Below are 13,581 nucleotides of genomic sequence, written 5' to 3' on the forward strand. Positions count from 1 at the left end.
CTAGGTGTATAGTCCCAGCGTGAGGTGGGTCGGGTTTCGGGTAAATATAGTCGGGTTCTTTTGCCACTGCGCACAGACGAATTCATGTGGGGTCAGCCCGCGTAGCGTCTTCAAGCGCTTGGCGTGGTTGTAGGCTAGCAAAAAGGCTTGCAAGTGCTCGTTGAGCTCGTCGGTGCTCTGGTAGTGGAAGCGCTTGACGGTGGCTTCTTTGATGGTGCGGTTCATGCGCTCGACCTGGCCGTTGGTCCAGGGGTGAGCTGGCTTCGTGAGACGATGCTCGACACCATATTCGCGGCAAATGCGGTCAAAACTGTGCCCACCCGGCAGAAATTGGTGCGGCTGGGGCGTGAACTGCACCCCGTTGTCGGTCAGCACGGTATGCGCTTTGTAGGGCAGCTTGTCGAGCACGCGCCGCAGAAATTCGGCCGCGGCGACCCGTTTGGCACGCGGATGTAATTCGGCAAACGCCACCTTGCTGGTGCGGTCGATGGCCACAAAAAGGTATTGCTTACCTTCCTCGGTCTGGACCTCGGCGAAATCGACGTGCAGGTAGCCGATGGGGTAGTCTTTGAATTTCTTTTTCGGCGGGCTCTGCCCGTCCTCGTTCAGCGGCAGGCGACTGATGCCGTGGCGTTGGAAACAGCGGTGCAGCGCCGAGCGGGACAGGTGCGGAATCGTGGCCTGCAGGGCGTACAGGCAGTCATCGAGTGCCAGCAAGGTGTGCCGACGAAAGGCCACGGCGATGGCTTCCTGCTCGGCGCTGAGCACCGTCGATACCGGCTTGGGGCCCATGGGCGCATCGGCTGTAGTCGGGCGCTTGCGCCACTTGGCCACCGTTTTGGGGTTGATGCTGTAGCGGGCAGCTAAGCTTTGTAGGCTTTCCTGGCTGTGTTGGATAGCGCGCCGTACTGCCGCTGTTGTGCGGGCGCTGCCGTGGAGTACTTGTCCCATAGGTTCGTGCAAAATTCCAGCCCGGAAAATACACCATCACTCCTTGGGACTATACACCTAGTTAAAATATGAGATGGTCAGATAAAGTTGAAAAGAATAGCGCCTTAATTTTCTTCTACATTCCATACTGCCTCGACGGCGCACCTATGATACCTCCTTTCGTATCGAAGCCCCGAGCTTAGCGAACGAAAGCCGCTCCAATTTGTCCGCCGCGCCATAAGTATCAGTTATAAGTTACTCTACAAGTGGCAACAAGCTGCTCAAGCGCCTGTAGCCGTCGGGGACGGTGCTAACCTCGACCCGGCTACCACCGCCGAACTACACCAACTGTGAGTCTTGACCCGATGACAAGCGCAGGAGTTGAAAATTTCAAAAACCCATTGCCAGCATAACGTTTCAGCCGCGTTATCTCGCAGACACCGGACCAATGAGCCATTACCGTTTCATCAAGTCAATCGGGCCCAGTACCCCGCGCGGCTGCTCTGCCAGTTGGCAGAGCAGCCGCGCGGGGTACTACTCGTGGCAGCCGGCTCAGCAGCAAGCCATAATTCAGCCAGAGCAGGCTTGGGAAATGCAGTTCAAGGTCTTTGGTGTTCATCAGCTCTGTTTACGAAACTCGCCGTCACCTGATAGCACTGCGGAAAAAGTGCCACCGGGTGGGACGCCAGCGCCTGTGGGCCGCCCCACCGGGGCTTTACGCGCTCCAGCCGAAAGCATTTATGCCGCGCACCCATGACTCGACGCACGGGCTGCATTGCGCCTCGAACCGGCTCCTTTAACAGTCCAAGCCCACCCAGTCGAGTCAAGCTCATGAATTCGGTGGGCAGCTTATGGAGTGAATTGAAACCACGGGTATGACATGCACCCGTGGCCAGCATCACTGTGCTCACCCAGTTTGAAGCGTTTAATCAAACTATGTTTACTCCTGCATTTCTACGAGTTCAGTAGTCGGCACACGCGGGCAGGGCATTGCTGCTGAGCGACAATGTTCCCTTTCAGACCAGTCCCCAACTCGCAACCCTTACTTTAGTGTTCTAGCTAAGCTGGTGGCTTATTTCCGGAAGGGCTTGGTTTATAGAAGGCCAGTAGGACAGTGGGATTACCCTGGAACAGGCGACAACCGGCCACGCATGTCGCCTACGGCACGCCCCGACGGGACAAGGGCCAAGCTTGATCTTGAACCGATACTAAGTACTTGGCTGCCAATATCACCTAATAGGGCATGGGAAGGTGCAGTAGGGTCTACTAGAAATTTACCGCCCGCTTCCTAAAAAATCCACTGTGTCGCCGGGGCGGCACTCGGCGGCACACTAGGCCCCGGGCCCATCAGAATCGTGCAGACGGCCAGTTCCAGCCACCCCGCTGCTGTGTCTTAGCCCAAAGCAAAGTAGGTGCGCTTGCGCGAACTGGCTGCCTCCGTGCGGGCAGTTAGGCCAGAGAAGAAGACGTTTAGCGTTTGGCTGGGCCGTTAGGATTCAGGCAGTAGGTATGCGTGTCGATGCTCTGCACCGCCGCAATAGTGATGCGCTGAATTACCTAGACGGTGTTATGAACTTGTGAGCGAAATTAGCGGGTAGGGAAAATACTCGCCGCGCTTACCCGAGTGACGTCACCGATGACGAATGGGCTTTTCTGTTGCCGTATTTACTACTAGTGCGCGAAGACGCGGCCCAACGCCAATATCCACTGCGCGAATTATTTAACGCGCTGCGTTACGTGGTGCGCACGGGCTGCACGTGGCGGTATTTGCCCCATGATTTGCCGCCCTGGGCCACGTGCTACCAGCAATGGGCCCGCTGGCGCGACGTCCGCGTGTTTGAAGCGCTAACCGACGACCTGCGGCAGGTGCTGCGGCTGAACGAAGCGCGGCCAGCGGAGCCAAGCACGGTGATTTTTGATTCCCGCACCTTGCAAAGCACGCCCGAAAGCGGCGCACGCGCCGGCTATGATGGGGCCAAGCGGCGCAAGGGCAGCAAGGTCCACGTGGCTGTTGATACGCTGGGCCACCTGCTCGCCGCGGTCATCACGCCGGCCAATGAACAAGACCGGGCCCGGGTCGGCGCCCTCGCCGAAGAGGTGCAAGTGGCCTCGGGGCAGAGCGTTACGCTGGCCTATGCCGACCAGGGCTACACCGGCGACGCCCCGGCCCAAGCCGCCGAAGCCCACGGCATCGACTTGCACGTGGTCAAGCTCGGGCAGGCCAAGCGCGGCTTCGTGCTGCTGCCCCGCCGCTGGGTCGTCGAGCGCAGCTTGAGTTGGAGCGCCCGCTACAAATGCCTTGCCCGCGACTACGAACGCTTGGCCGTGAACCTGCAGCAACTCCACTACCTCGCCTTTGTTGGGCTCATGCTCACCAAAGCCGCCACCCTTAATTTGCTCCCAAGTGCATAACAACGTCTAGCGGGCTAAATTAGATTTATGCAAACAAGGCTTGTCTTTAACATGAAATATTAGTAATTTTGAGCCTATTCTGAATCGAATGGATTACATTCTTTACCTGCGAGTGTCCACCCAACGCCAAGGCCTGAGTGGCCTCGGTCTCGAAGGACAGCGTTTGATTGCCCACCGCTCCCTGCAGCCCGGCGACCGCATCCTAGCTGAATACATCGAAGTGGAAAGCGGACGAAAAAATAATCGCCCGGAAATGGCCAAGGTCATCGTGCAGACCCGGGGGCTCGGGGCCACCCTGCTTGTGGCCGAGATGTCGCGCCTGGCGCGGAGCGTGTACTTCACCTCGAAGCTCATGGAAGAGAAGGTGCGGTTCAAGGCCTGCGACATTCCCAATGCCGACGAGTTTACCATCAACATCCTGGCGGCGGTGGCGCAAAAAGCCGCCAAGGACATTTCCGAGAGCACCAAGCGGGGGCTCTCGGCCAAGAAGGCGCGGGGGTTTACCTTGGGCCAGCCCCAAAATTTTACGGCGGCCTCCCGGGCCTTGGGCCGGGCGATGGTGCGCCTCAACGCCCAGGAGGCCGTGCCCAACAAACAGGCCCGCCGCCTGGCCTCCTTGCTACGGCGCGACGGGATGACCTTGGCAGCGATTGCGCAGGAATTAAACGAGCACGGCTACCGTACCAGCCGGGGCCGGACGTTTCGCAAGAGCACGGTGCACCGCTTGCTCCTCCCCAACCCGGCTGCGGGAGAATAGCTACGAAGTCCGATGGCGCGAAAATTCAACGGCGGCGGCTCGCGACCAACAACTGAGCGAGAACAAATGACAATGACTTACTCGTCCTCGTGGCGATCAGTTCGGCGCGAGCCCCCCCGCACGACGGCGTAAGCCATCAGGTTGACGAGAACGAAGACGACGAATACCCACGTCGGCAAGTAACGGAACACCGCGTAGCCAACCCCCAATCCACAGAGCAGAATAATTACACTGTATTTCACCAAGCGAATCTGGTAGGATAAATTCACCAAGGGGGTACGTTAGAGTAGCGGTTGGGGAGAAGAGCGAATGAAACGTTTTACGCAGCAAGTTGTGCAGGGGAAGGCATCTTCTACACAAAACGCGTTCTTCCATCATCAGACAGCCGAACGAAACGCAATCTAAGGATAATTCAAGGATAACCTGCTTAACGCTTGCGGCAGCAGTGGCCTCCCTGGGTGGGCACCCCGGTGGGGGTCAGGAGCAGTCGAATCAACCAAGCGAACGGTTGCCAACCGACTAGGCTCAACAGAAGGCTAGCCACTATCCTGACGATTTTTCCATCGGTGGAGAGACAAATGCCGCTGTTGCGGGAAGCCTATCCTACGGCCAACGATTCGGTAAAGCGAGCCGGCAGGGCCGATCTCCGTCATTTCTCCCATTACAAGGGCGGGTGAGTGCCATGGCAATGGACGATGCAATAAGAGCTGCGCGGGTAAGGCTTCAGGTCAGGGTACTACGGGCAAACTCGAAATTCAAAGAGCAGAACTGCAGCAAGATAGTAATCCCATGACCATTCCGAATTGAACAGCAATGGGAATCCAACCATTCTCTATAAACAGTTGATAGAGGCTAAACGCTACCGCGTTCAGGAAATCCGTATGACAGTTTTAATAAAATTTGCACTGTATCAATATTCCTCAAAAATTTATCACTTTTATTTGGAAATAATCGAAATTGGCAACTAATATTGTGTTGGTATAATATTCCTTTAAATTTTTTTATGCTTTGCGTATGTTACACGTCTATCACAGTGTAAGCGTTTTGACCGAGTTGCACGACTCGCTTATCCACGAACCTTACCGCGCGAAGAACAAAGCTGCCTTAGGTCCTCTGCTGCGCAAGCGGGCGTTTGACCTGGTGTTTTCGTTGCTGGTGGTGGCGTTCCTGCTCAGCTGGCTGGTGCCCCTCATCGCCCTGCTCATCAAGCTCGACTCGAAGGGCCCGACCTTCTTCCGGCAGCTGCGCACGGGCAAGGACGGGCGGCCCTTCTACTGCCTCAAGTTCCGCAGCATGGCCCCCAACGCCGAGGCCGACGAGCGGCAGGCCAGCCGCGGCGACCAGCGCGTGACCAAGGTCGGCGCGTTTTTGCGCAAGACCAGCCTCGACGAGCTGCCGCAGTTCCTCAACGTGCTGCGCGGGGAGATGTCCGTGGTCGGGCCCCGGCCCCACATGCTGCGCCACACCCAGGACTACGCGCAGGTGATCGACAACTTCATGGACCGGCACGCCGTCACGCCCGGCATCACCGGCCTGGCCCAGGTCTGCGGCCACCGGGGCGAGACCAAGGAGGTGGAAAGCATGGCCCGGCGGGTCAACGCCGACCTGCAGTACATCCGCCACTGGTCCTTCCTGCTCGACCTCAAGATCGTGCTGCTCACCGTCTGGCAGATGGCCCAACCCGACGAAAAGGCCTGCTAGACCCGCCAACACCCCCCCACCCCGCTTAACAATCCGCAGGCGCAAGCATCGTGCTGAATCCCGCTCTAATAGCACTCCTTAAGTCTTCTTTCTTCCTTTTCTTATAAAGAAAAGCTACCACTAAGGTTCCATTGCTGGGCACCGCCGCGTTTGTTTTTTCATTGCCTTGGCCCCTGTCTTATTTGCACATGCCCAAAGGGCAACGGAAGCTGTGGTGCTTCCGGAGCACCGATCGGCGGCGGGGCCTCGCTGCTCCTGCCGGGTGAAATAGCCTACGCCGTACGATGGGCGCGCCAACCCCACAAAAAGGTTTGGGCTCTGTAACCGTTGCTGATTACGCAAATATTTGCTTATGTTGCGCCCTTTCCCAACGCCATGAATCGGTTGCTTGCCCGTGCGTGGTTCGCGCACAATCCTTTATTGCGCTTTACGCTGGTAGCCGGGGCCATTTACCTGCTGTGGTTTTTCGGGTACGAGCGATACTTGGCGCCTGACGGCCGGTTGGATACGGCCCTGATCCGCGCACTGGTTGCCCACAGCGTGGCGGTGCTGCGGGGGCTGGGGTTTGAAGCCACCGTTTCCAGCGCCCAGTGGAACCTGATTCTCTTACGCAACCAGCCCACCGTGTTCATTGCGCCCTACTGCGACGGCATGGTCCTGTACACCTTGTTTAGCGGGTTCGTTCTCGCGTTCCCCACCTCCTCCCGGCACAAACTCTGGTTTGTTCCCTTGGGCGTGGCGCTGATTTATGGTGTCAACGTGCTGCGCCTCGTAGCCATGAGCCTCAATCATTACTACTCCTACCAGACCCTGGATTTCAATCACCACTACACCTTTGCCTTCCTAATGTACTGGTTCATTGGCTGGCTGTGGGTGTGGTGGGCCACCCGCCTGGCTGGCCCCGTGGAAGGCGGGCCCCTCAGCCGTGCGGTGCCCCCTCGTGCTTACGCGTAAGCCCCGGGCCCGCCGCCTGCGGCGCGTGGCGCGCATGGCGGGCGCGATCGTACTTATTGCGGCCTTGTTTGTCGCGACGCTCAACAATGAAGCGCTGTACGCCGTGTTGGGCCAGGTGTGGCGGCAGGCGTTCTTTGGGGTGGGCCTTTCCCCACGGGACTCCGCCGCGATGGTAAGCCAAGTTTCGGGGCAGGTGACCAATACCGCCCGCGACGCGCCGGCCGTGCTCATTTACGGCGCCTTGTACGTTGGCACCTGCTTGGCGCTGTTGTGGCTGGTATTGCCGGCTGCCTCCCAGCGACGGCTAGCGCTAACCTTCTATGGGGGCGCCACTCTGCTCTTCGTAGTGCTGCTAGGTGCGGGCCAACTTGGCAGCTCAGTGCTACTACAACTCAGCAGTCAGTTAATCCATTTTATCGTCTCGCCTTTGCCAGTGATCGGGTTGGTGCCCTTGCTGCGGTGGTATTTACCCCATAAGCAGCCCTTTTGACAACGGCCTTCTATTGAATGTAAACGGCATTTTGTGGAGGGTGCTGGTTGACAAGGGCCGCAGCCCCCGGCTGGTGGGCCGGCGGCCGGGCTTGATTAGCTGTTCGAATGAGATCCCCGCCACTCAGGCGCGGTGCTCGTAGCCCAACAGTGCGTATTCACGTCTTCACAGGGCTCTTATGCGGAACGTCTTCCTTGTTTTACCGTTGCTACTTGCTCACCCGGTTGCGGCTCAGTTTACCGACTCGCTGAAAGTAGTGGTAGGAACCACACTCACTGCGGCCACGAAAGCGTACCAGCCGCTCTGGATAACCGCCAATCGCTACGGCACGCTGACGGACCGGCAGTATGACGCCGCTACTTATCTACGGCTGCGCAACAAACATTCTTTGGCGCAAAAGCCACGGTCCGAGGCAAGCGCTTCGACGCCTCACCCCCCCAGCCTTTATATCGGGTACGGCGTCGCGCTTTCCAACCACGACCACTTGCAGCGCACTTTTTTACCCGAACTGTACGCCGAGGTCGGCTACTGGGCGGTGCACCTGCGGGCCGGCCGCTACCGCGAGGTGACCGGTGGGGTAGACCCCACCCTCTCCAGTGGCTCGTTGGGCATCAGCGGCAACGCGCTGCCCATTCCGAAAGCAGAGCTGGCCGTGGCCGAGTACACCGCCGTGCCCTTTACCCGCGGATGGGTGCAGTTCAAAGGGCAGTTCGCCCACGGCTGGCTGGGGGATACTCCCGACATCAAAGGCGCTTTTCTGCACCAGAAATCCTTATACCTGCGCTTCGGCAAGCAGCGGTTAACGGCTTACGGCGGGCTTACGCACTTCGCACAGTGGGGGGGCACCTTTTCCTCGGGGCGGGCCCCCAGCCGGTTCAGGGACTACCTGCGCATCCTCGCCGGCGCCAGCGGCAACGCCGGCGACCCCGTCTACCAGCAAGGCCCCATTGACGTCGCCAACGCGGTGGGCAATCACCTGCTCATCCCGGATTTCGGGATAGCCTTTCGTCAGGACAAGGCCACGTGGCGGCTGTACACGCAAACCATCTTCGACAAAGGCGTTGGCGACAGCAGCAACACCAATAAGCGGGACCGGTTGGCGGGGCTAAAGATCTTCAGCAGCGACCGGCTCGTGGGCCTAAGCTGGGAAGCGCACCACCGCGGCCTCTTGCAGCAAGTGGTGGTGGAAGGCATCTACACCAAACACCAAGGGGGCCCCATCATCTACCAGGGACGCGATAACTATTATAACAACGGCACCTATACGATGGGCTGGCAGTATCAGAATCGCATCATTGGTACGCCCCTGTTTCTCAACCGCCAGACTGCCGAACGGTACGGAATTCCGTTGGATGCCAACGTACTCAGAGGCTGGAGCGTGGTGAGCAATCGCATCGCGGGCCTCCACGTGGGACTGAAGGGCACGCTAACTCCTACGTTATCCTATCGGCTGCTGGCTACCCATGTGCAGCACTACGGCAACTACTACAACGACGCCTATTTCACACCGGCAAAACAACAAACGCATTTGCTGCTCGAACTACCCTTTCACTTCTCTCATTTTTCCGTTACCGTAGCCGTCGGAAGCGATTTTGGTAATTTAGCAAGCAGCACAGCGGGTCTGCTCCGATGGGAATGGTTTATAAGGTAATAAGCTGGCTTGCTATTCTACCTTCAATTTGTGACTTTGTAAGCCGCTGACCTTCTCAAGCTCGATTCCATTCCAAGCAAATCACATGAATTTATCTACTAATTTGAGCTCAATCCCTGCATCTACTATAGCGGATAAGCTTAGGGAAGGCGAAGGATACCACATCATCGAAAACGCGGTTCCCCAAGCGACAATCGATGAGTTGCTAAGCCTGATTAGTGCGCAAGAATATTTGGTAAACAACAACGAGGTTGGGGTGGTGTACGCTAGTAGGATGAGGTTCCATTCGCATACCCTTGCCGCCTCCAAGTCCTGCTATGACCTAGTGACGGATGAAACCATAAGGGCCATCTCCCGCTCTTTCTTTGATGGGCCTCATAAAGTCAGTAATCAGCGCTTATACGAAACGCATACCCAAGCTCATGTACCCTGGCATACGGACAACAACTTGCAGGAAGGCGTCACTTTCAAAGGGAAACACAGTCTACCAGGGATACTCTTCCTATTATATCTATCTGATGTAGCGAACATCAACCCGTTTCAACTTATTCCAGGTTCTCACAAATGGTCAGCGGAGCACAACGAAAGGTTCTTTTCGGACCATTATATTCACACCATCCACGGGAGAAACATTGTTTCGGTACAGGCGCCAAGAGGAACACTGATTATGTGTAATTCCCACCTAATTCATCGCGCCGAACCTTTTGCCCACCCCGGCTATCGGCGGTTTACGTTCCTATTTCAAGTTGACGCTTTGTCGAACGAGTATGTTGGTCATGGTGAGAAGCTACTAATCAACCCCTCGTTTGTTAACGATACCAGTCCAGCTATTCTAAACTATTTAGGGTTTGGTATTCCTGCCACTTACCAAGCATTTCCTCAGACATCCATAAGCACGATGTTGCCAAGCGATCTGTGGGCATTACAAAGAAATATTATTCCTAAGATGATTTTTGGTTTGCTTCTCCACACAATCAAGCAGGTGCTGCCCGGGGGTATATTAAACAAGCTTAAAAATTTGAAACGCTTATAGCACATTCATAACGATAGACGCCAAATTTATAAGCAGTTAGACAGAGGAGGGGGAGGTAATAGCTACCCAGTTGAAAGGGGCGAAACCATTAACCAGTAGCAGTTAACTGCTTTTAATAAAACCACGCCCATTCAGCAAGGCGACCTTTTGCGCTCGTTTAAACAAGGAAGTACTTTAACGAATATAATCTTGCTGAGTCGGAGCACCAACAGTGCTTTACTGCCAATGCTTCACTAATGAGGATCGGTAAACCTCGCGCACTTTCAAACAGAAAAGCCCGGTCAAGTTAACTTGGCCGGGCTTTTCTGTTGGTTTACATTAAACGGTTATTCTTTCGTTCGCCCTGGTTTGCTCTTGGGCGTACCATCTTTCTTTCTACCATAGGGCGCTTCCTCATCCACCTCTCCTGCTTCCCGGGGCGCGCGAATTTTGCGCTCCTTCGTAGCAGGAACGTAATCGTCACTTAATAAAGCTTCGGCGTCTTCAACAGCACTCTGCAAATTACTGAGCAAGGAAGAAACTCTACGCAGCGCGCGCTTAACATCCGCTTTAAAAGCATCAGCTTTTTGAGCGTTGTCCAGTACCTGTTGTAATTGGGCGAGATCTATAGCCATTATTGAAAAAGGGTTTTACTAGGATGTGAATACAAAGAAGCAACAATCTATGGTAGTTACAAAATCGCAGTTTTCTTAATTCAATTACCTATACGAAGTTATTGTTTGCAAAATCAATCTTTCAGACCAATCCAATGATTAATTTTAGGTGACAGATTTTCGTAAAGCAATGCATTTGTAGCCGTATAAGGTTTGCTGAAAGGCCTTAGGTTCCTTGTTCGAGGTGCGATGCTGGTCAATGCTTAGGTTGAACCTATTACGTACAAGCGTTAAGGATTCGGTGTTCTTGGAACAGGGGCTTGCGGATTATGTTGAGTCAGTTAGCCCACTATTAAGGAACAGCTTAGCTATTATAGTTTGGCCCGGCCTTGCCGGTTGCGCCTACCGCAGAACAGTGGCCGCGAAAGCATTCATCACACTCTTAACGGAAAGATGCTGCTCGGCGTAAGCACGCGCATTAGCGGCAATTTCCGCGTTATCTTGGTTTAAGGCCTGGCGGAGTCCTGCGCTCAATGCGCTTAGACTTTCCGCTTCCACCAATATGCCCATCTTGTTGCGGTGCACCAGTTCGTAGAGGCCCGCGCCGGGGTTGGCGGTTATCAGGGCCACTCCCCCGACCGATAAAATGGTGGTTAGCTTGGAGGGCATGACCAAGTCGCTGGCGTTGGCCTTTTGAATGACCAAGTGCACATCGGCTAAGTTGAGAAACTCGTTAAACCGCTCGCTGGGCTGCAACGGAAAAAACAGCACGTTTTCCAGCTTCAGTTCCCCGGCCAGTTCCTCTAGCTTTTGCTTGTAAGGACCGGACCCGCATATGAGAAACTTCACCCGGGGCTGCCCGGCGAACTCGGTGGCCACGCGCAGAATCACTTCCAGGCCCTGCTTCTCCCCGATCGCCCCGGAGTACAACACCACCTGATCAGTAGGGTCAAATCCAAACGACTGCTTGATAGCCCCCCGCTGCGGCGACGGACTGAACACGTCTACATCCGTCCAGTTGGGGAACAGCAGGACTTCCTTGTTCGCTTTCTCCCGCACTTTGTCCACCATGCCTCCCGAGATGGTGGTGATGAAATCGGCTTGCCGGAAGATAAACTTTTCGATGGCGAACAAGGCGTTGATCGCCCGCTCGGATCGAATCATCCGCAGGTCCCGGGCCGCTTCAATCTGCAGGTCCTGGATGTGGTACACGAACGTGGCGCCCCATACCTTTTTGCACAACACGCTCAGCAATCCGAACTGAAAAGATGGGGCCACTACGATGACACAATCAAACTTTGTCCTGGTGAACAAGCCCAGCAGTCGGACAAAAGCAGTTAGGGTGAAGGTAAAATCCTGGATGATCCGTTTAAGGCCCGAGGGCTTCTCCGGTACATACATGGGGACCCGGTGCACCCGCACGCTGGCCCCTGAGTCTAGGACCTGGGTCTCGGTCGTGAAGGAAAAACGCTTATTCGCATAAGGCTCCTGTACCTTCCAATAAGGGTAGTAAGGGTAAGTGGTTAACACGCTGCAAGCATGACCGGCTTGAGCCAGCCAGCCCATCATCTCCCCATTGTACTTGCCAATGCCCGTGGGTTCCGGAAAATAGTTATAACCAATAAGCAGTATTCTTTTCTTCATTGACCCATTCTCAGCATTCGGGAGTCAAGTTAGTCGCTATTCCACTAAAAGGAGGCTAGGTCATCAACGGCCAGTGTACGGAATTATCCGAAGGTCACCCCCGAGTTGGTACGGATGGGCCGCAAAGTGTTCGCCTCCAGCAAGCTTTTCCAGCTTAGGCATGTGCCCCATGTCGGTGAGCAAGGACATCAGGCTTGTCTCAATCATTCCGCGTGGGCTCCACTGCGCCCTGAAAACCATCAGCAGGACGGCAATACCGAGCCCCGCTTGGCTTGGTTAGACAGCCTTCGGTGCCCTGCTGGAAACGGCTTTTCGCCGGCGCATTCTCGGTATATACTCCTTGCTCATGAGCGAAAACAACTTGGCGAACTGATATGATTTGCGCAGAGACACCAGCTTAGCCAAACAACCATTTAGCCTCAAATAAAGGCCAAGAAACGACCTTTTCGGCATGTAGTTGCTCCCAGATTCAGCCAAACAGAACTCAATGCAAGGTTGAAGCTGCCACCTCTACCTCGTCATTTTTGGCATAGGATAAAAGCCATTATTTTTATATTATATCATTATACCATAAATTATTTTAATTTTTATTTTGAATATAGTAAATATCAATTGTAATATTGATGCGGGAAACGTACTGTTTATTCACTCAATAGCAACACTGCATGCTACACATTTACAATAGCGTAGCGCTTCTGACCGGACTGCACGACTCGCTAGTGCTCGAACCCCGCCGAACGCGGAACAAAGTTGTTTTGGGGAAATTCTTACGCAAGCGGGCGTTTGACCTGGTGTTTTCGTTGCTGGTGGTGGCGTTCCTGCTCAGCTGGCTGGTGCCCCTCATCGCCCTGCTCATCAAGCTCGACTCGAAGGGCCCGACCTTCTTCCGGCAGCTGCGCACGGGCAAGGACGGGCGGCCCTTCTACTGCCTCAAGTTCCGCAGCATGGCCCCCAACGCCGAGGCCGACGAGCGGCAGGCCAGCCGCGGCGACCAGCGCGTGACCAAGGTCGGCGCGTTTTTGCGCAAGACCAGCCTCGACGAGCTGCCGCAGTTCCTCAACGTGCTGCGCGGGGAGATGTCCGTGGTCGGGCCCCGGCCCCACATGCTGCGCCACACCCAGGACTACGCGCAGGTGATCGACAACTTCATGGACCGGCACGCCGTCACGCCCGGCATCACCGGCCTGGCCCAGGTCTGCGGCCACCGGGGCGAGACCAAGGAGGTGGAAAGCATGGCCCGGCGGGTCAACGCCGACCTGCAGTACATCCGCCACTGGTCCTTCCTGCTCGACCTCAAGATCGTGCTGCTCACCGTCTGGCAGATGGCCCAACCCGACGAAAAGGCCTGCTAGACCCGCCAACACCCCCCCACCCCGCTTAACAATCCGCAGGCGCAAGCATCGTGCTGAATCCCGC

General features: G+C 55.8%; 11 protein-coding genes and 1 pseudogene. 8 read left to right on the forward strand and 4 right to left on the reverse strand.

The annotated features are described in order from the left end of the window. On the reverse strand, window positions 1–951 hold the full coding sequence (locus BMZ66_RS23945) for an IS481 family transposase (RefSeq protein WP_092677092.1): 951 nt from the start codon (window positions 949–951) through the stop codon (window positions 1–3). A gap of 1,587 nt (window positions 952–2,538) precedes the next feature. Between BMZ66_RS23945 and BMZ66_RS23950 the strand changes: the two are divergent. Further along, window positions 2,539–3,342 (forward strand): annotated as a pseudogene (locus BMZ66_RS23950) (IS5 family transposase); the annotation flags it as partial. A gap of 88 nt (window positions 3,343–3,430) precedes the next feature. Further along, a complete protein-coding gene (locus tag BMZ66_RS23955; RefSeq protein ID WP_092678918.1) occupies window positions 3,431–4,099 on the forward strand; it encodes a recombinase family protein in 669 nt (222 codons plus the stop codon). Window positions 4,100–4,176: 77 nt separating this feature from the next. On the opposite strand, the gene BMZ66_RS23960 is transcribed toward BMZ66_RS23955, so the two are convergent. After that, window positions 4,177–4,368 carry a hypothetical protein gene (locus BMZ66_RS23960; RefSeq protein WP_143080427.1) on the reverse strand — a complete coding sequence of 64 codons (192 nt, stop codon included), beginning with the start codon at window positions 4,366–4,368 and terminating at the stop codon, window positions 4,177–4,179. Window positions 4,369–5,113: 745 nt separating this feature from the next. Here BMZ66_RS23960 and BMZ66_RS23965 point away from each other — a divergent pair. The 5 genes from BMZ66_RS23965 (at window position 5,114) to BMZ66_RS23985 (ending at window position 9,928) form a co-directional block, all read left to right on the forward strand. After that, entirely contained in the window at window positions 5,114–5,800 is a 687-nt protein-coding gene (locus BMZ66_RS23965; protein ID WP_092678920.1) for an exopolysaccharide biosynthesis polyprenyl glycosylphosphotransferase, read from the forward strand. Window positions 5,801–6,175: 375 nt separating this feature from the next. Beyond that, window positions 6,176–6,754 (forward strand): exosortase X, encoded by a 579-nt coding sequence (gene xrtX, locus BMZ66_RS23970; RefSeq protein WP_143080428.1) that lies wholly within the window; start codon window positions 6,176–6,178, stop codon window positions 6,752–6,754. Further along, complete coding sequence (locus BMZ66_RS23975; protein ID WP_143080429.1) at window positions 6,741–7,244, forward strand: XrtX-associated membrane protein; 504 nt, start codon at window positions 6,741–6,743, stop codon at window positions 7,242–7,244. Before xrtX ends, BMZ66_RS23975 begins: the two co-directional genes overlap by 14 nt. 205 nt (window positions 7,245–7,449) lie before the next feature. Next, on the forward strand, window positions 7,450–8,895 hold the full coding sequence (locus BMZ66_RS23980; RefSeq protein ID WP_177204900.1) for a capsule assembly Wzi family protein: 1,446 nt from the start codon (window positions 7,450–7,452) through the stop codon (window positions 8,893–8,895). Window positions 8,896–8,980: 85 nt separating this feature from the next. Then, window positions 8,981–9,928, forward strand: a complete 948-nt coding sequence (locus BMZ66_RS23985) for a phytanoyl-CoA dioxygenase family protein (RefSeq protein WP_092678924.1) — start codon at window positions 8,981–8,983, stop codon at window positions 9,926–9,928. Between the two features lie 326 nt (window positions 9,929–10,254). Here the strand turns inward: BMZ66_RS23985 and BMZ66_RS23990 are convergent, their stop codons facing one another. Together BMZ66_RS23990 and BMZ66_RS23995 are read right to left on the reverse strand one after the other, a co-directional pair. Beyond that, on the reverse strand, window positions 10,255–10,542 hold the full coding sequence (locus tag BMZ66_RS23990) for a hypothetical protein (protein ID WP_092678925.1): 288 nt from the start codon (window positions 10,540–10,542) through the stop codon (window positions 10,255–10,257). Between the two features lie 381 nt (window positions 10,543–10,923). Then, window positions 10,924–12,165: a WcaI family glycosyltransferase gene (locus tag BMZ66_RS23995; RefSeq protein ID WP_092678926.1), complete on the reverse strand. Its 1,242-nt coding sequence runs from the start codon at window positions 12,163–12,165 to the stop codon at window positions 10,924–10,926. Between the two features lie 665 nt (window positions 12,166–12,830). Between BMZ66_RS23995 and BMZ66_RS24000 the strand changes: the two genes are divergently transcribed. Then, the gene (locus tag BMZ66_RS24000; protein WP_092678927.1) at window positions 12,831–13,517 is read left to right on the forward strand and encodes an exopolysaccharide biosynthesis polyprenyl glycosylphosphotransferase; all 687 of its coding nucleotides are present in this window, start codon (window positions 12,831–12,833) and stop codon (window positions 13,515–13,517) included. Window positions 13,518–13,581 lie beyond the last annotated feature (64 nt).

Source organism: Hymenobacter arizonensis, assembly GCF_900115775.1.
Taxonomy (GTDB): domain Bacteria; phylum Bacteroidota; class Bacteroidia; order Cytophagales; family Hymenobacteraceae; genus Hymenobacter; species Hymenobacter arizonensis.